This is a genomic window from Shewanella sp., from assembly GCF_047975355.1.
GTDB lineage: Bacteria > Pseudomonadota > Gammaproteobacteria > Enterobacterales > Shewanellaceae > Shewanella.
This window is the reverse complement of the sequence record NZ_JBKEDJ010000064.1, coordinates 44,582-62,041: the sequence shown is the minus strand read 5'-3', so window position 1 is coordinate 62,041 and position 17,460 is coordinate 44,582. Positions and strand designations below refer to the sequence as shown.

Genomic DNA, 17,460 nt, shown 5'->3' with positions numbered 1-17,460 from the left:
GGCAGTGTATCAACTGCGGCAAGTATATCATAATCCCTTACTGGGCTGGGATTTTCTCCCTTGGCTTTTACCATCAAAAACCAGTTATCAAAGCAACATAAAGACAAAGCATGGATAAAAATAAGGAAGCGGCAGAGTGCTAAATCGGGTGTGGTTAGTGTTTTTCCTCACATCGCTGCTGGCGATGGCGGTACAGCTTTTTAATGGGCATATCGAGGTGCTTGCCAACGCAGTTGAGGCCTTGTTTACCAGCGCTAAACTCGCCGCAGAAATCGCCTTAGGTTTAGTGGGCGTATTATCCCTATGGATGGGATTAATGCGAGTAGGAGAAAAAGCGGGGGTTGTCGGGGCAATTGCCTTTGTGTTTGAGCCGCTGCTGCGCCGCTTGATGCCCGAAGTACCCAAGGGACACCCTGCCTTTGGCAGTATGACGATGAACCTAACTGCCAACGTGTTTGGGCTGGATAATGCCGCCACGCCCTTGGGCTTAAAGGCGATGCAGGATTTACAGAGTTTAAATCCAGTAAAAACCGTTGCGACCAATGCGCAAATTCTATTTTTAGTGCTCAATACCTCCTCGGTGACCCTAGTCCCTGTCACTGTGTTTCTGTACCGTGCCCAGCAGGGCGCCGCTGCACCTGCGGACATTTTTTTACCAATTCTGCTCGCTACGTCTGCCTCAACCTTAGCGGGGCTTTTGATCGTCGCTGTTGTGCAACGGCTTTCACTGCTCAATGCCGTGGTTCTCGGATATGGCGCTGTGCTCCTGTCAGCATTAGTTGCCAGTGGTTTTTATTTGATGACCTTAACGGCAGACGCGATTGGCACAGTGTCGACAGCCTTGGGCAACGGGGTATTACTACTGTTAGTTTTCAGTTTTGTGCTGGTGGCTGGCGTGAGAAAAGTGGCGATTTATGATGAGTTTATCGAAGGCGCCAAGGCGGGGTTTAACCAATCGATTCAATTGATCCCGTATCTTCTAGCCATGCTGCTGGCCATTGGTTTACTCAGAGCTTCAGGCGCTTTGGATTATTTGTTGCAACTGATTGCCAGTGGGGTGAGCCTTTTCGGGTTTGATACCCGCTTTGTCGATGCTATGCCAACCGCGTTGATGAAACCTTTTAGTGGCTCAGGTGCGCGGGCCATGATGCTCGAAACCATGGCGCATCACGGTGTGGACTCCTTTGCGGGGCGCTTGGCAGCGATTTTTCAGGGGAGCACTGAAACGACCTTCTATGTGATGGCAGTCTATTTTGGGTCTGTTGGGATCCGTCACGGTCGCCATGCACTTGCCTGTGGCTTAACGGCCGATTTTGCAGGGATCTGCGCCGCGATTGCGGTCTGTTATTGGTTCTATGGCTAAGGATGTGAAGCGAAATGCTGATTGATAGCGATGGTAAACACCGTCGCTTTAGCTGATAAAAATCAGGCGCATTAGAGTTTATCTAATGCGCCTGATTTTTAAGTGACATCGAATTCGCTAGGCTTATTATCAAGCTGGCCAAACTACATAAGGCTTAATTTTATTGGGCCGGAGCCCATTCCTGCCATTCGCTCTGTGCTTTATGTTGCAACTTAATCACAGCACCTTGGCTTAAGCGATTGTTTGTTTGCGTCGTTTCCTTGGTGGCGACATTAATGCCGCCTGCCAATAGGGTTTCGAGCGAGCCGGCTTCAATTTGCGCCCCAGAGAAAATCCCCACATCGACTTTAATGCCTGAAGCGTCCCAGAACTGACTGCTCTGATTCACTAAGTAACTGTACTGCGGCTCAATATGCGCTTGCATTAGCACACTGTTGCCTTGAGACGACAGGCTGTAACCATCGATTTGGCCGATTTTTATGCCACGGAAGAAGATAGGCGTGCCGACTTTCATCGAGCCAAGGTTGCTATCCTCTAAGGTAAACTTAAGCGCATCTTCGGCCACGTTGGCATAGCTGCTCTCAACCAATTTGGCTTGGAAGTGGGTGGCTTTTTGGTTGCTCTTACCCGGTAACACGCCGATATAAGGCCCTGTGATTAAGGTTTCTGGTGCTTTAATGCCCGCTAAGGAGATTTGCGCGTCAACCATATGGTACTCAGTATCACTGCGGCTGAAATGATCGGTATATTCACCATAGAGGTAGGCGGTGGCCGTGAGGGTTGTTAAGTCGGCATTGAGCTTAACTTGCGTCACTTCGCCCACTTGATGGCCTTGATAACGAATCGCGGCTTTTGCTGCCAATTTTGCTGAAGCGGGTAAGGTGAGTTTGATTGCTTGAGCCTGCGCTAAGGCGAGCTGTTTGCTTTCGTATAGTTTAAGTGCTGCACTAGGCTCCGCGAGTGGATTTTCTAACAAACCTAAGCTGATGCTACCTTTTAACGCGCCCTGTAGTGGAGCGACAGCGACATCAATGCCCGCGAGGCTGGCGCTAACATCCACGGCACTATTGCGCCAAAACACTTTAGGTTTTTGCACTAAGGGTTGGAACTGCTTATCGATAGCGATTTTAATGGCAAAATCTTCGGTTTTACTCTGCCAGTTGACCGATTCCACGCTACCGATTTGCATTTTTTTATAGTAAATCGGTGAGCCTTGGCTAACATCGGCGCCATCGACACTGCTGAGAGTAAAGTAAAGACGTTGCTGCCGAGCAAAGAATTGTTTTGCTTCATCTATCGAGCTAAAGAGTGACAGGCGAGTATTCGCCGCAAGCGGTGTGTCGCTGCTTCCTGGGATAAGACTTACAGCCCCTTTGGTGAGGGTAGCCATATCACGGGTTTTCACCGACACCCCATCGAGTGAGGCATCGATGCTCAGCGCCGACTCTGGGATAAAATAGCTATCACTGCGAACTAAGCTGGCAAACTCAGGTTGCAGCTCGAGTTGATATTCAACGGCCGACAGATCTTTGGTTAATTTAACCGCCAGCACCTGACCGATAGGCAGCTGCTTGTAACGCACTTCGGCGCCCGCAGTGAGGCCCATATTTTCAGTTGAGGTGATGGTGAGCTGGCGCTTCTTGGCCTTCAATAGATCGGGCGCGGATTCTTGCAGGGCAAAACTGCTTGGCAGCGCCGTATTGGCGTTGGTACCAGGTAAAAAGTTAATCACGCTGCCGGTGAGTAAACGCTCGGGATTTTTGATACCTGAGAGTGAAATATCCGCGCCTTCAAGCCAAAACAATCCGTCGCTGGTTAACAGATTTGCGTATTCAGGCTCAAATTTTGCCACCGCGGTCACGCCTGTCGCTGTGAGTTGTTTGCTTTGTAGAGTACCAATGGTGATACCGCGATACACAATGCGAGTACCTTTATCGATAGCGCTGCCGTCGCTCATGGTCAGGCTGACTTCAACCCCGCCAAGGGCGCTGGTTTCGGAATCATAGAGGGCAAAACTGTCGCCATTTTGGGCCGCAGGCGCTTTATCGTCGGAACTGAAACTCACACCGCCCGCCAAGATAGAAGCAAGGCTCTCTGTGTTGACTTTAATGCCCGCTAAACTGGCGTCGACTTTAACGCCGGAAACGTTCCAAAAGTGAGAGTTTTTCTTCACTAAACGCGCATATTGCTCTTGAATAAAGGCGCTGATAATCACTCTGGCGTTGCCATCTAAACGGTAGCTGACCACGCTGCCGACGGGGATCTGACGAAAGAACACCGGTGAGCCAACGTCCAACGAGCCGAGTTTATCGGCCGTCAGTTCAATCATTACCCCTTCGGAGCCAATTTGCATTGGTGGTGGTTGACGTTCTGCCTCAAAGAAGGTGGCGGCATTGCCTTTACCCGGCTGGATAGCAATATAGTTACCCGAAAACAGCGCATCTAGGCCTTCAACTCCTGTGATACTGGCTTTTGGGGTCACTAACCAAAAGAGGGTCTCTTTATTTAAGAAAGGCTTAGCGCGATAGTCCATCATGACTTTTACGTTTACGCCCTTAAGATCCTCATCGATACCTATGTCTTTCACCTTACCGACGGTAAGGCCTTGGTATTTGACTAAGGTTTTACCCACATCGATCCCCGTGGCGCTGGGGAAGTGGATCTGAATTTCAATGCCCGATTCTTTAATGCTCTTAATACCCAGCCAAGCGCCGAGTGCGAGCGCCACAATTGGGAGTAGCCAAATCGGCGAAAAGAGTTTTTTCTTCACAACTTTTGGCGATTCAATTTGTGTCATCTTGAGGTTCCAATCGATCCCAGAGTAAACGAGTGTCTAAAACTTTTGCGGCAAGTTGTGTCAGTAAAATCACCAATGCAAACGCCGTGGCCGCGGGTGCAGGCTTTGCATCGAGTAGTTGACCCATATTGACAAGAGCAACCGTTATGGAAATTACAAACAAATCGAGCATCGACCAACGGCCGATCCACTCGATAATATGAAATCCCACCATGAGTTTCTTTTTTGAAACTGGCAGATTAAAGCTGATGGCGCATAGGTAAGTGGCTAGGCCGATTATCTTCACCCAAGGTACTAAAATACTGGCAATAAACACGATAATAGCAATGGGTAACATGTCCGAATGCACTAAATGGATAATCCCAGAGAAGATAGTATCGTGGCGCACTTGCCCCTGATTGGTGAGCATTGTAATAGGATAGAGGTTGGCTGGAACCAACAAGATGGCGGCGGTGATGAGCAGCGCCCAACTTTTTTGCAAACTGCTGTGGTCACGAACTTGTAGTTCGGCTTCGCAGCGACTGCAGTGGCTATTTTCGCTGCTATTGAGCTGCCTGCAAACCCGGCACAGGCACAGGCCTAAATCTTTGCCCTGTTGCTTCATCTTAGTGACGCTCCTGCATTAGAAGACTCCACATATGCTCAATATCGTATTCACGCTGCAGGAACAGGGTGACTAAAAACAGCATGGTAAAGCAAAAGGTACCCATACCGAAGTAAATATCCGAAAAGTCAGATAATTGAAATGAGGAAACCAGAAAGCTAATCACATAAATCTCAAGCATAGTCAGCTGGGATAACAGCCCTTGGAGCTTTAATAACTGTTTGAGACTGTGGCGCCAAAATGGACTTCCAAGCCCCCATTTAATAATTAAGATTTGGCTAAGAATTGACAGGATCAATAAACCTGGGCCGATTACGGCGGCCGCGAGCACGGCTAATCCAACGACCCAATAACCTTGGTCGAACACCGCAAAGGCACCCTGAAACACTGTAGTGGTGCGAATGCTACCTAAAAAGTGAATTTCGAGTACAGGGAAGAAATTAGCGGGGAAATAGAACACCATCGCAGTAATGCACAGCGCCAACATGCCGTTTACTGAGCAGTATGGAGTGTCATAAAGTGCGGTACTGCAGCGCGGGCATAAGGCCCTAACACCCGTAGGAAGGGCGCGCTTTCGAATGGCCAAGTCGCAGGAACGACAGAGGATTACAGAGTTTTCTACTGTATTTTCATGCATATAAAGATATTAAATTAGCCCCAAAGCCATAGAGAGAGCAAATAATCCGCAATAAAACCAAATTATAGGGTGAGATAGCACATTGCTTGACCCATCTCGACAACGAAAAGCGAACCCATAATACCAGAATAATCAGAACACTTGCATCACTAGTTCACTTTATGTCATTCTGATTACTGTATATAAAAACAGTGCGAGGGCAGTCATGGCAGTTATTACACAGTTTGTCGTGGTAAGAGAAGGGGTGGAAAAGATGACATTCACATCGAAAAAGGAGGCTGATGCCTACGATAAGATGCTCGACATCGCCGACAACCTCATTCCATTTATTCAAAAAGCGCAGCTCGGAATTGATGAAACCGTGAGCGAACAGCTCGCATTCTATTTTGCTAACAATAAAGATGAGCTGACAAACTTGCTTAAAGGCGTGGTTCAAGTTAATAGTACGCCATCAAAACAAAATGCAGCGAAGAAAGCGCCTAAGAAGGATGACGCTGCGTAATAACATTTTAGGAAGTCTATGAAACCGCAATTTTATGAGTCACTGAATCGTCAAGCGCTGGCCTTACTTGAGGGCGAGGATGATTTAGTGGCTGCTATGGCTAATTTTTCTGCTTTGCTAAACGATAACCTGACCGAGCTGAACTGGGTGGGGTTTTACGTGATGCGTGGCGAACAGCTTGTGCTTGGTCCTTTCCAAGGTAAAGTGGCTTGTACCCGCATTCCAATGGGGAAGGGCGTGTGTGGTACGGCCGCGCAGACCAATCAGACTCAGCGGGTCGCCGATGTACATCAATTTGATGGCCACATTGCCTGCGATTCGGCCAGTAATTCTGAAATTGTTATCCCAGTCCGCGCCGATGGTAAGGTCGTGGCGGTGCTGGATATCGATAGTCCTATTTTTGATCGCTTCGACGAAGAAGACCAAAAGGGCTTGGAATTATTGGTAAAAAGCTTCGAAAACTGCCTATTTGCTTAATTTGCGTACAATAACGCATAATTCATAGTCGCAATCGGTGGCGTGCGCCTTATAATAGCGCATGCACTGATAAGGCTTATTTCGAGCGCAGCCTAAATAAGCCTGATAGGTTCAGCCGTGAAAAATTGTTAACTGATATTTTTTAACTTTAGTTAACTCGGCGAGAATGCTAATTTGTACTTTGGCTCATATGTGAGCTTAACCAAGATAAACGACTCGTAAGAAGCTGATTTTTATCACCTCGAATTCGATGTCCCTTTTTAACTGTGGAAGTAATGATGGAATCAACAGATAAGTTGACCGACACCAACGCAATTTTGGCGTATTTGTATGAAACATTTCCTTTGTGCTTTATTGCTGAAGGTGAAACTAAGCCATTAAAAATCGGATTGTTTCAAGATTTGGCTGAAAGGTTGGCTGATGATTCTAAAGTCAGTAAAACTCAACTGCGAGTAGCCTTAAGACGTTACACCAGCAGCTGGCGTTACCTGAAGTCGGTAAAAGCCGGTGCACAGCGTGTGGATCTTGATGGTCAACCATGTGGTGAATTAGAGCAAGAGCATATCGATCATGCTCAAGCCATGTTGAAAGAAAGCCAAGATAAAGCGAAAGCTAAGCGTGCAGCTCAAGCGCCAAAAGCGGCTCCTGCAGGCAAAGCTCCTGCGAAGAAAGCCCCGAAGAAAGTTGCCGTGCCAGCGCGTAAGACCGAGCGCCCAGCGAAAGCAGCACCTAAGGCAGAGCCTGCTGTTAATTTAGTTCAAGCGCAATTGACTGATTTAGCGAAGAAGCAGCGTGTTAATGTTAAGTTAGGGATGACGCCAGTAGCCGGCGTAATCACCGACATTAACAAAGAGGACATTCATGTTCAGCTAGATAGCGGCTTAACGGTAAAAGTGAAAGCGGAACATATCCTGCTGTAATCATTTAATCAAACGGAGTAACTTGTTGATGCGAAAACTCACTTTGGCTACATCCATTGCCGCTGTTTTTGTCGGATTCTCGGCTTGGGCTGTCCCCCCTACGATTCAAATCAGCGAGTTACCCACTCTCAAGCAGGAAGCGCAGCATAAAGTGGCGAGTAAGCGAGTGACTGATTTATACACTCGTTCCCACTATCATAGATTTGCATTAGATGATGCGTTTTCTGCGCAGATTTTTGACCGCTACCTGCAGCAACTGGACTACCGTCGTAATGTGCTGACACAAGCCGATGTTGACAGTTTTAAGCCTTATACCAATCAATTCGATGATATGTTGAGTTCGGGCGATCTAGAACCTGCCTACAAGATGTTTGATCTGGTACAAAAGCGTCGCTATGAAGGTTTTGTTTACGCGCTTTCTTTACTCGATAAAGAGATGGATTTCACCGTACCAGGTGATGCCTATGAGTATGATAGAGAAGATGCGGCATGGCCAAAAGATCAGGCTGATATCAATGAGTTGTGGCGTCAACGTGTTAAATACGATGCGCTGAATCTGAAACTCACGGGCAAAAAATGGCCTGAGATCGTCGATATTCTACAAAAGCGTTATAACAACGCCATTAAGCGTTTGACCCAGACCAATAGCGAAGATGTGTTCCAAGCAGTGATGAATGCGTTTTCCCGTAGCATCGAGCCTCACACTAGCTATTTATCTCCTCGTAATGCTGAGCGTTTCCAAATGGAAATGAACTTAAGCCTCGAGGGGATCGGTGCCCAGTTACAGCTCGAAGATGATTATACCGTCATCAAGAGTTTGATTGCAGGCGGTCCTGCGGCCAGCAGTGAAAAACTGTCGCCGGAAGATAAGATCGTCGGTGTCGGCCAAGAAGGTGGTGAGATTGTCGATGTAATTGGCTGGCGATTAGACGATGTAGTCGACCTAATTAAAGGCCCCAAGGGCAGTAAAGTCGTATTACAGATTTTGCCGAAGAAAGGCGGCTCCAATGCCAAACCGTTTAATTTGACCTTAGTACGCGACAAAATCCGTTTAGAAGACCGTGCTGCGACCTCAAAGATCATCGAGCCGAAAGATGGTGAATACGCCAACCGTAAAGTGGGTGTGATCCAAATTCCTGGTTTCTATATGAATTTATCCCAGGACGTCGAAAAAGAATTGGTGAAGTTAAATGAAGCCAAGGTTGAAGGCGTGGTCATCGATTTACGTGGTAACGGTGGCGGAGCCTTAACCGAAGCTGTGTTACTGACCGGTCTCTTTATCGATATGGGCCCTGTGGTGCAAGTACGTGACGCCGATGGCCGGGTATCTGCCCACCGTGATAACGATGGCAAGACCACCTATGCGGGTCCGTTGACTGTGATGGTCGATCGTTACAGTGCCTCTGCCTCCGAGATTTTTGCCGCAGCATTGCAAGACTATGATCGTGCCTTGATTGTTGGTGAGTCTAGCTTTGGTAAAGGCACAGTGCAGCAGCATAAGAGCCTAGGTCGTATTTACGATATGTACGAGAAGCCGATTGGCCATGTGCAGTACACAATCCAGAAGTTTTACCGTATTAACGGTGGAAGCACTCAGCTTAAAGGCGTTACGCCCAACATTGCTTACCCAAGTGCGTTAGAGCCCGGTGAATATGGTGAAGCCGAAGAGAAGAACGCTTTACCTTGGGACAAAGTGCCGATGGCGCAATATGGCACGCTAAACGACATCACCCCAGAATTGGTGGCGAGTTTAGAGAAGAAACACCTTGCCCGTATTCAGGACGATGTTGAATTTAACTATATCAATCAAGATATTGCTGACTTTAAAAAGCATCATAAAGAGAAAACTGTCTCCTTAGTTGAGAGTGAGCGTATTGCCTCACGTGAATCTGATGAGAAGAAAGTGCTCGATAGAACTAACGAGCGTCGCGTCGCCCATGGTTTAGTTGCGGTTAAATCGATGGAAGACATCAAAGACAAAGATGATGTTGAAGCACCAGATGCTTTCTTAGACGAAACGGCTTATATCACTTTAGATATGGCAGATGCAAAAAAGCTGGCTAACGCTGGCACTAAATAGGCGGTTATCGCGCTTGTTTACCTTATCTTAAAACGCGCTTATGGCGCGTTTTTCTTATTTAGAACAGTGTTAAAGGGAACGACATGACACAAGCTCAAGCAAAATACCTTAAAGATTATCAAGCTCCCCAATTCACGATTGAAACCATAGATTTAGATTTTAATCTCGATGGTAAAAACACTCTGGTTAAAGCCGTTAGCAAAGTCAAACGCACTTCATCTCACACCAATCCCTTAGTGCTCGATGGAGAAAGTTTGACCTTAGTGAGTGTGGCCATTGATGGACAGGCGGTGACGTACCACGCAAGTGAAGGGCAGTTGTCAATCGAGACAACCCTGAATGAATTTGAGTTGACCATCATCACTCAGCTTGATCCTGAAGCCAACTCAAGCCTCGAAGGGCTGTATATGTCTGACGGTGCCTATTGTACTCAGTGCGAAGCCGAAGGCTTTAGACGTATCACTTACTTCCTCGACCGCCCCGATGTGTTAGCCAAATACACTGTGCGTATTGAAGCCGACAAGCTGGCGTTTCCATTTCTCTTAAGCAACGGTAACTTGATTGAAAAAGGGGAACTCGATGGGGGGCGCCATTATGTGCGCTGGCAAGATCCCTTCCCAAAACCCGCCTATCTGTTTGCCTTAGTCGCCGGCGATTTTGATCTGTTGGAGGATGAATTCATCACCCGCAGCCATCGCAAAGTAGTACTGCAGGTGTTTGTCGATAAAGGCAATTTACATAAAGCGCACCATGCGATGGCCTCTCTGAAAAAGTCTATGGCCTGGGATGAATCCCGTTTTGGCCTTGAGTACGACTTAGATATTTACATGATTGTCGCCGTCGACTTTTTCAATATGGGCGCGATGGAAAACAAAGGTTTAAACATCTTCAATACCAAGTATGTGTTGGCCGATACTTTGACCGCGACCGACGAGGATTACCACGGAATTGAGTCTGTGGTCGGCCATGAGTATTTCCACAACTGGACGGGTAACCGCGTGACTTGCCGTGACTGGTTCCAATTAAGCCTCAAGGAAGGCTTAACCGTGTTCCGCGATCAGGAATTTAGCTCGGATTTAGGCTCGCGCGCCGTGAATCGAATTCACGCCATTAAAGTCATCAAAAACCAGCAGTTTGCTGAAGACTCAGGCCCGATGGCGCACCCAATTCGTCCCGAGTCTGTTATTGAGATGAATAACTTTTATACCGTCACTGTGTATAACAAGGGCGCCGAAGTCATTCGCATGATGCACACATTGTTAGGTGAAGAGCATTTCCAAGCAGGGATGAAGTTATATTTTAAGCGTCACGATGGGCAAGCCGTGACTTGCGATGATTTTGTCGCGGCAATGCAAGATGCCAGCGGCATCGATTTAACCCAATTCCGCCTCTGGTATAGCCAAGCAGGCACGCCAATTGTGACCGCAAGTGACAGTTTTGATGTCGACACAGGGACTTACCAGTTAACACTCAAGCAAACCTTAGCTGGCTGTGCTTCACCTTTGCATATTCCCTTTAGCCTAGAGGTGTTAGATGAGAAAGGGCAATCACTGGTAAATCAAGTGCTTGATTTTACTCAGGCAGAGCAAGTGTTTAGCTTTGAAGGTATGCAGCATAAACCCGTTGCCTCCTTACTACAGGATTTCTCTGCACCAGTTAAATTGCACTATTCCTTTGAAATCGATCAACTCGTCCATCTGATGCGCTTTGCCTCGAGTGAAGTGGCGCGTTGGGAGGCGTCGGTCACACTGGTGAGCCAAGCGATTTGGCAAAATGTGGCGCATTTACAGCAACATCACACCATGACTTTAGATGAGAGAGTGAAGGACAGTTTCAAAGGTGCCTTACTCGATGAAAAACTCGATCAGGCGCTGATGGCGGAAATCTTAGCCATTCCATCGGCCTCTGCCTTGATTGAGCAAACCGATACAGTCGATCTAGATGCATTAGCCTTAGCCCGTGAATTTGTGCTCACCGAGCTTGCCGCCTATTGTGAAGACGAGTTAACCGCGCTGTATCGTTCACTGGTTAACCTCGATTGCACTAAGGCGCGTGCGCTTAAAAACCAATGCCTCAACTGGCTAAGCCGAGTCAGCAGCGATGCCGAAAGCTTTGTCGTTGAGCAGTTTGATAAGGCCAACAATATGACGGACTCACTCGGCGCATTAAGTGCCGCGAATGTGGGCACGTTACCTTGCCGCGATCATTTGATGGCTATGTTTGAAGCGCGCTGGCGCGATACGCCACTGGTGATGGACAAATGGTTTATGCTGCAAGCTACCCACGATGTGGAAGAGGTCATCGATAGCCTACGTCAATTACAACAACACGCGAGCTTTAGCATGAGCAATCCAAACCGTGTGCGTTCACTTATTGGTAGTTTTGCTGCGGGCAATATTTATCAATTCCACCGCGCCGATGGCAAAGGTTATGAGTTTTTAACTGAATGCCTTATCAGCTTAAACCAGCTTAACCCACAGGTTGCGGCGCGTATGGTGACGCCGCTTATTCAATTCAGTAAATTTGACGAGGCGCGTCAGGGTAAGATCAAGGCCTGTTTAACGCGATTACTGGCGTTACCAGGGCTTTCGAAGGATTTATTCGAGAAAGTATCTAAAGCCTTAGCGCAATAATTGTAAGGAGGGCAGCGCTTTGCTGCCCGATCCTCCCAAGTCGTTTGAAGCGATGAGTTTCAGGCTGCTTGAGGTTGGGTGCTTTAGGACTCGATGTCTTGGGATCTAATTCAAACTATCCATTCGAAAATACATCATCTTGGAGGAATACAAGACGGCTGCAGCGTTTCTTAGCTGTGCAGTTTTTGCCGTTTAGTTAGGCCTAAGGGATGGCAATTTATAATGTTTAGCTTGTATGTCGTGTCGGTATCTCGTTCAGCACTTGCAAAACTGCACAACCTCAACTCCCTAAGGTTTGCTTTTTGCTCACATAATAGAAGAGCATGTCGACGATGCATTGCTTATCTTGAAAGCTACTAGGTCCCGCGTATACCGGTTTTTTGAGTATCAATATGGAATTATATTTTAAGTTAAACCTAACTTATCGAGAGTTTCTTCCTTACTATCAAGGGCTTGCCGATAAGGTTGAAGTACGTGAACGGCAGGGGCGGATCCTCTGGATTAATGGCCGACATTTTAGGCGTTTTTTAACCGATAACGGTATCCATGGACAGTTTAAATTGGTGCTCGATGATAAAGGGCAATTTGTGTCGTTAGAGCAATTGTCGCAATAAATTGTTGATTTTCACTTAGAGTAATTACTTTAAACGGTCGACTAATTACAATTTTGAAAATATGATATTTTCTTTGTAATTATGTTAATGAAATATAAAGTTTTTTATCAGGTTTTTCTTTCGTTTTTCAATCTTCTGCTTTTCTAATTTAAATCCTATTCCCGTACCGGATGACATAAATGTGTCTACGTGCTTAATTCTTTGGAAAATTTTCTCTAACTGTGCCTTGCTCATGGGGATTAATTGCTGTAACAATGATGTTACCTGTGAGCTAACAAGATGTTGGTTGTAATTCCAAGAACAAAGAATCCAGCAGGGTACGGAGAGCTAAAATGAAAATTGTTAAAAAAAGTTTTAACAAGTCGGCGCTTGCTTTGGGGGTGGCGTCGGCATTGAGTTTATTGATGGTGTCGAATGCTAATGCGGTTGCGTTCGATTGGGGGGAGATAGAAGGGACTTTTGACTCGACTTGGACTGCTGGTGCCAGTTGGCGTGTGGGTGAGCGCGATTGGGATGGACAAATTGGTAAGGTAAACCAGCCACAATTTGATTGGTCAAATTACACTGCATTTGGCAATACCAAATATACTTCTGCTGAGATTTGGGCGCAACCAGGTTCTTATTCTAGCAACAACGATTTAAGTAATTTGCTTTATTCTCAAGGTGATACTACATCCGAAATCGTTAAAGGTTTGCACGAGTTATCCCTAAAGTATGAGAACTATGGCCTGTTCGTTCGTGGCATGTATTTTTACGATCGTAAGCTAAACGATGGTAACTACGACTACAATGACCCGCTAACTGGGAAAGAATACGATCCTTGCCGCGACAATAAGGCTTCTGAAGTGCAATGTAAGGACATCCGCCTGTTGGATGCCTTCGTATACGCCAATTTTGATTTAAACGATGGTGCTAATCCGCTTTCTATCCGTGTTGGTAATCAAGTCGTTTCTTGGGGGGAAAGTACGCTGATCGCCCACGGTATTGGTGAAATCAACCCCGTCGATTTGAACATTCTGAACGCACCTGGTGCAGAACTCAAAGAAGCCTTCCGTCCTCAGGGTATGGTGTGGGCCTCATTGGGGATCACTGAAAACTTATCGGTAGAAGGTTTCTATCAATATGATTGGGAACCTGTTTGGATCCCAACTCCCGGCTCCATTTTTGCGACCAACGATTTCGCCGGTTACGGTGGTTATAACCAGAATGCGCAATTAGGCTTTAACGCCAACCCTGACATTAATTTAGACTTCTTGACGCAGGAATATCAGAAGCTTGCTGGCATGATCGCCAGTGGTCAAACTATTCCAACGCAGCAACTGGTCGCCATGGCACTGGCTTATCCAACTAAAGTGACCTTAGTGCAAGATGAGCAGGCACCAAGCAATGATGGCCAATATGGTATCAAGCTAGGTTATTACGCCCCTGAGTTAGGCGATACCGAGTTTGGTTTCTACTTTATGAACTATCACAGCCGCCGTCCGTTGATAAGCGGTACAGCCGCAGACTTTAGCACCGGTGCACTGTTGTCGGACCTTGCGGTACTCGGCCAAAACGCGGGTGATATTAACCGTGAATTGCTGCTCAGCTTAAAGAGCTTCTCTAAGGCGCAAATTGTTTATCCTGAAGATATTAAACTCTATGGCTTCAGTTTTAACACTTCACTGGGTGATACCTCTGTCGGCGCCGAAATTGCTCACCGTCAAGATGAACCATTGCAAATCGATGACGTAGAACTGCTGTTTGCGGGTATGCCACAGCAGTTAGCCAACGCGGGTATTCGCCCTGATTTTGATGGTATTTCACAAATTGATGGCGTAAAGCCTGGCGAAACCGTTGACGGTTTTATCCGCCTCGATACTACCCAGGCGCAAGTCACCTTCACCCATTTATTCGGCCCTACCTTGGGATTGGATAACCTGACGATGTTGGCTGAAGTCGGTGGGGTATGGATCCACGATATGCCTGGTTTTGATGAACTGCGCCTCAATGGCCCAGGTACCGCACGTTCTGGCGGTAATCCAGATATGCCTGGCATCATCCAAGCGTTGCACAATGGTCCAGAAACCAATCCATTCCCAACGGATTTCGCGTGGGGATACCGTCTGGTGGCCAAAGCGGATTTTAACAACTTGTTTGCGGGCGTGAACATGTCGCCACGGTTGATTTTCTCACACGATGTTGACGGTATTACGCCGGATCCTATGTTCCTCTTTACCGAAGGACGTAAGTCAGTTGCCATGGGTGTTAATTTTGAATACCAAAACCGTTGGGGCGCAGACTTATCCTACAACAACTTCTTTGGCGGAGTAGGAACAACCAACGCGATGTCAGATCGTGATTATATTTCTTTCAATATCAAGTATTCGATCTAAAGGATTATAACAATGAAGAAACTGTCGATATTGGCAAGCGCCGTGATGATGGCCCTTGTAGCACCCGTAGCTATGGCAAAGGTATCTGAAGCCGACGCCGCTAAATTGGGTAACGAATTAACGCCATTAGGCGCAGAAAAAGCCGGCAATGCCGATGGCTCTATTCCCGCTTGGGATGGCGGTATTACTAAGCCTGTTGCTGGGTATACTAAGGGGATGCATCACCCCGATCCTTTCCCAGAGGATAAAATTGAATTCACCATTACCAATGCGAACAAAGCCCAATACAAGGATTTCTTGACCCCAGGCCAGATGAAACTGTTTGAGCTTTACCCTGACACATACAAGATGAATGTGTACAAAACGCGTCGTAGCGCATCAGTGCCACAATTTGTCTACGATGCGACTAAAGCCAACGCGACTCGCGCTGAATTGGTTGCGCAGGGTAATGGTATTTCTGGTGCCTCGATTGGTATCCCATTCCCCATTCCTGCCAATGGGTTAGAAGCTATTTGGAACCATATCCTGCGCTTCCGTGGAGTGGATGTGGAAACCTCCCGTAGCCAAGCGGCACCTACGGCTGATGGCAGCTACAGCTTAGTGGAAACCGCTGAAGAAATTCGTTTCGAATATTCTCGCCCTGAAATCACCCTTGATCAGTTAAAGGCGAGCAACACGTTGTTCTACTTTAAGCAAGTGGTGACTCAGCCAGCCCGTTTAGCGGGTACTGCGCTGCTGGTTAAAGAAACCATGGACCAAGAGGCGCTGCCACGCCAGGCATGGACCTATAACACGGGTCAGCGCCGCGTTCGTAAAGCGCCAAACGTCGCGTTCGATACACCGGGTACAGTATCCGATGGTCTGCGTACTACGGACGATTTCGACATGTTTAACGGTTCACCCGTGCGTTATAACTGGGAGCTTGTAGGCAAGAAAGAAATCTATATTCCTTACAACGACTACAAGTTGCACTCAGATAAGCTGAAATATGACCAGATTTTAAAACCCGGTCATATCAATCCTGAGTTTGTTCGTTGGGAAAAACACCGCGTATGGGAAGTGAAGGCGACCTTGAAAGACGGTATGCGACACATCTATAAAACGCGTGTGATGTATCTTGACGAAGACTCATGGCAAGTGTCGATTGCCGATCTGTATGACAACCGTGATGAACTCTACCGTGTGGCGGTTGCCCATGGCTTGAACTACTACGAAGTCCCAACACAGTGGGACACCTTAGAAGTATTCCACGATCTGCAGTCCCGTCGTTATTTAGCCATGGGGTTAGACAACCAGAGCGGTATGTATAACTTCGATGCCAAACTGAGTGAAGCTAATTTCACCCCAGATGCGCTGCGTCGTGAAGGTATTCGTTAATCCGCCACGGTATAAAGGGGCGCTAAGCGCCCCTCATTAGTTTAAGGAAGTTTGTATGTCGTTTCGCATCCTTCAATGCGCCGCTGCAATTAGTGTTGGTTGTTTATTTTCTTCCCCTTCGTTTTCTGCGGTGTCTGAGACTTTTCCGCAAATCCAGCCCTTAGCGGCGTCTTCTTTAGTGTTAGATATTGCCCATGCGGGCCAGCATCTGGTCGCAGTGGGTGAGCGTGGCCACGTGTTAGTGCTGAACGACAAATGGCAACAAGTGCCAACACCGACCTCGGCACAACTGACAAAAGTGTTCTTTTTAAATGAAAAACTCGGTTGGGCAGTAGGCCACGATGCCACTATCTTACATACCCAAGATGGAGGTCAAACGTGGTCATTACAAATGCAGTCGAGTGAAATTGAAAAGCCGTTCCTCGATGTGTTGTTTCTTAATGATCAAGAAGGCATGGCGATAGGGGCTTACGGGTTATTTTATCGTACCCATGATGGCGGCGCGACCTGGACAGAAGAATTCCACGAGGAGTTGCTGGCTGAAGAAGACGTATCCTATCTGGCTGAATTAAAAAACAGCGATCAAGCCGCCTATCTGGCCGAGCGCGCTTCGTTATTGCCGCATTTCAATCGGATGATAGTGCTTGAGGATGGTCGCTTGTTACTGGTGGGGGAGCTGGGTCTTGTGGCGGTGTCGGCCGATAAGGGCCAAACCTTCACCCGAACTGGGTTTGATTATGACGGCTCTATGTTCAATGCGATTCAATTACAGGATGCGGTCTATGTGATGGGACTAAGGGGACACGTATTTAAGGCAGATTTGAGCCTTGGCCAATGGGATGAGATCGAGATGCCCGTGCAATCATCCATCAATGGCGCCTTGGCGAGCTCAGACACTAGCCTGTACCTTGTGGGGAATGCTGGCGTTGTTATTCAGCTAAATCAGGATGATAGTGCGAGTATTGTCACGCGTCGCCAGGGGGAGAACTTAGTTTCGATTGCCAAAGATAACCAAGGGAATGTGTGGTTATCGGGTAGCCAAGGGCTACTCACACTGAAGCCATAAATTATAAAACTACAA

13 protein-coding genes are annotated in these 17,460 nt (G+C 47.2%); 10 read left to right on the top strand and 3 right to left on the bottom strand.

Annotated elements, in window-relative coordinates; translation table 11 throughout:
• The first annotated feature begins 136 nt into the window (after positions 1–136).
• Complete coding sequence (locus ACK5NH_RS16445; protein WP_416921814.1) at positions 137–1,363, top strand: nucleoside recognition domain-containing protein; 1,227 nt, start codon at positions 137–139, stop codon at positions 1,361–1,363.
• A gap of 160 nt (positions 1,364–1,523) precedes the next feature.
• Here the strand turns inward: ACK5NH_RS16445 and ACK5NH_RS16440 are convergent, their stop codons facing one another.
• From ACK5NH_RS16440 to ACK5NH_RS16430, 3 genes are read right to left on the bottom strand one after another with little or no spacing between them, the layout of a single operon-like run.
• On the bottom strand, positions 1,524–4,160 hold the full coding sequence (locus tag ACK5NH_RS16440; RefSeq protein WP_416921812.1) for an MlaD family protein: 2,637 nt from the start codon (positions 4,158–4,160) through the stop codon (positions 1,524–1,526).
• Entirely contained in the window at positions 4,147–4,764 is a 618-nt protein-coding gene (locus tag ACK5NH_RS16435; protein WP_416921810.1) for a paraquat-inducible protein A, read from the bottom strand. Before ACK5NH_RS16435 ends, ACK5NH_RS16440 begins: the two co-directional genes overlap by 14 nt.
• A gap of 1 nt (position 4,765) precedes the next feature.
• The gene (locus ACK5NH_RS16430) at positions 4,766–5,401 is read right to left on the bottom strand and encodes a paraquat-inducible protein A (RefSeq protein ID WP_416921808.1); all 636 of its coding nucleotides are present in this window, start codon (positions 5,399–5,401) and stop codon (positions 4,766–4,768) included.
• 205 nt (positions 5,402–5,606) lie between these two features.
• Between ACK5NH_RS16430 and ACK5NH_RS16425 the strand changes: the two genes are divergently transcribed.
• The 9 genes from ACK5NH_RS16425 to ACK5NH_RS16385 all read left to right on the top strand — a co-directional run bounded on the left by ACK5NH_RS16425 (position 5,607) and on the right by ACK5NH_RS16385 (position 17,445).
• Positions 5,607–5,903: a YebG family protein gene (locus ACK5NH_RS16425; RefSeq protein WP_416921806.1), complete on the top strand. Its 297-nt coding sequence runs from the start codon at positions 5,607–5,609 to the stop codon at positions 5,901–5,903.
• Between the two features lie 18 nt (positions 5,904–5,921).
• Positions 5,922–6,380: a GAF domain-containing protein gene (locus ACK5NH_RS16420; RefSeq protein WP_011625985.1), complete on the top strand. Its 459-nt coding sequence runs from the start codon at positions 5,922–5,924 to the stop codon at positions 6,378–6,380.
• Positions 6,381–6,658: 278 nt separating this feature from the next.
• On the top strand, positions 6,659–7,300 hold the full coding sequence (gene proQ, locus ACK5NH_RS16415) for an RNA chaperone ProQ (protein ID WP_083757891.1): 642 nt from the start codon (positions 6,659–6,661) through the stop codon (positions 7,298–7,300).
• 28 nt (positions 7,301–7,328) lie between these two features.
• Positions 7,329–9,380, top strand: a complete 2,052-nt coding sequence (prc, locus tag ACK5NH_RS16410; protein WP_416921803.1) for a carboxy terminal-processing peptidase — start codon at positions 7,329–7,331, stop codon at positions 9,378–9,380.
• Positions 9,381–9,463: 83 nt separating this feature from the next.
• Positions 9,464–12,013: an aminopeptidase N gene (pepN, locus tag ACK5NH_RS16405; RefSeq protein WP_416921801.1), complete on the top strand. Its 2,550-nt coding sequence runs from the start codon at positions 9,464–9,466 to the stop codon at positions 12,011–12,013.
• Positions 12,014–12,405: 392 nt separating this feature from the next.
• Positions 12,406–12,627 (top strand): DUF2835 domain-containing protein, encoded by a 222-nt coding sequence (locus ACK5NH_RS16400; RefSeq protein WP_416921799.1) that lies wholly within the window; start codon positions 12,406–12,408, stop codon positions 12,625–12,627.
• A 332-nt stretch (positions 12,628–12,959) separates the two neighbouring features.
• Positions 12,960–15,002 carry a DUF1302 domain-containing protein gene (locus ACK5NH_RS16395; RefSeq protein WP_416921797.1) on the top strand — a complete coding sequence of 681 codons (2,043 nt, stop codon included), beginning with the start codon at positions 12,960–12,962 and terminating at the stop codon, positions 15,000–15,002.
• Positions 15,003–15,014: 12 nt separating this feature from the next.
• The gene (locus ACK5NH_RS16390) at positions 15,015–16,379 is read left to right on the top strand and encodes a DUF1329 domain-containing protein (RefSeq protein WP_416921795.1); all 1,365 of its coding nucleotides are present in this window, start codon (positions 15,015–15,017) and stop codon (positions 16,377–16,379) included.
• Positions 16,380–16,434: 55 nt separating this feature from the next.
• Positions 16,435–17,445 (top strand): WD40/YVTN/BNR-like repeat-containing protein, encoded by a 1,011-nt coding sequence (locus ACK5NH_RS16385; RefSeq protein WP_416921793.1) that lies wholly within the window; start codon positions 16,435–16,437, stop codon positions 17,443–17,445.
• The last annotated feature ends 15 nt before the right edge of the window (positions 17,446–17,460 follow it).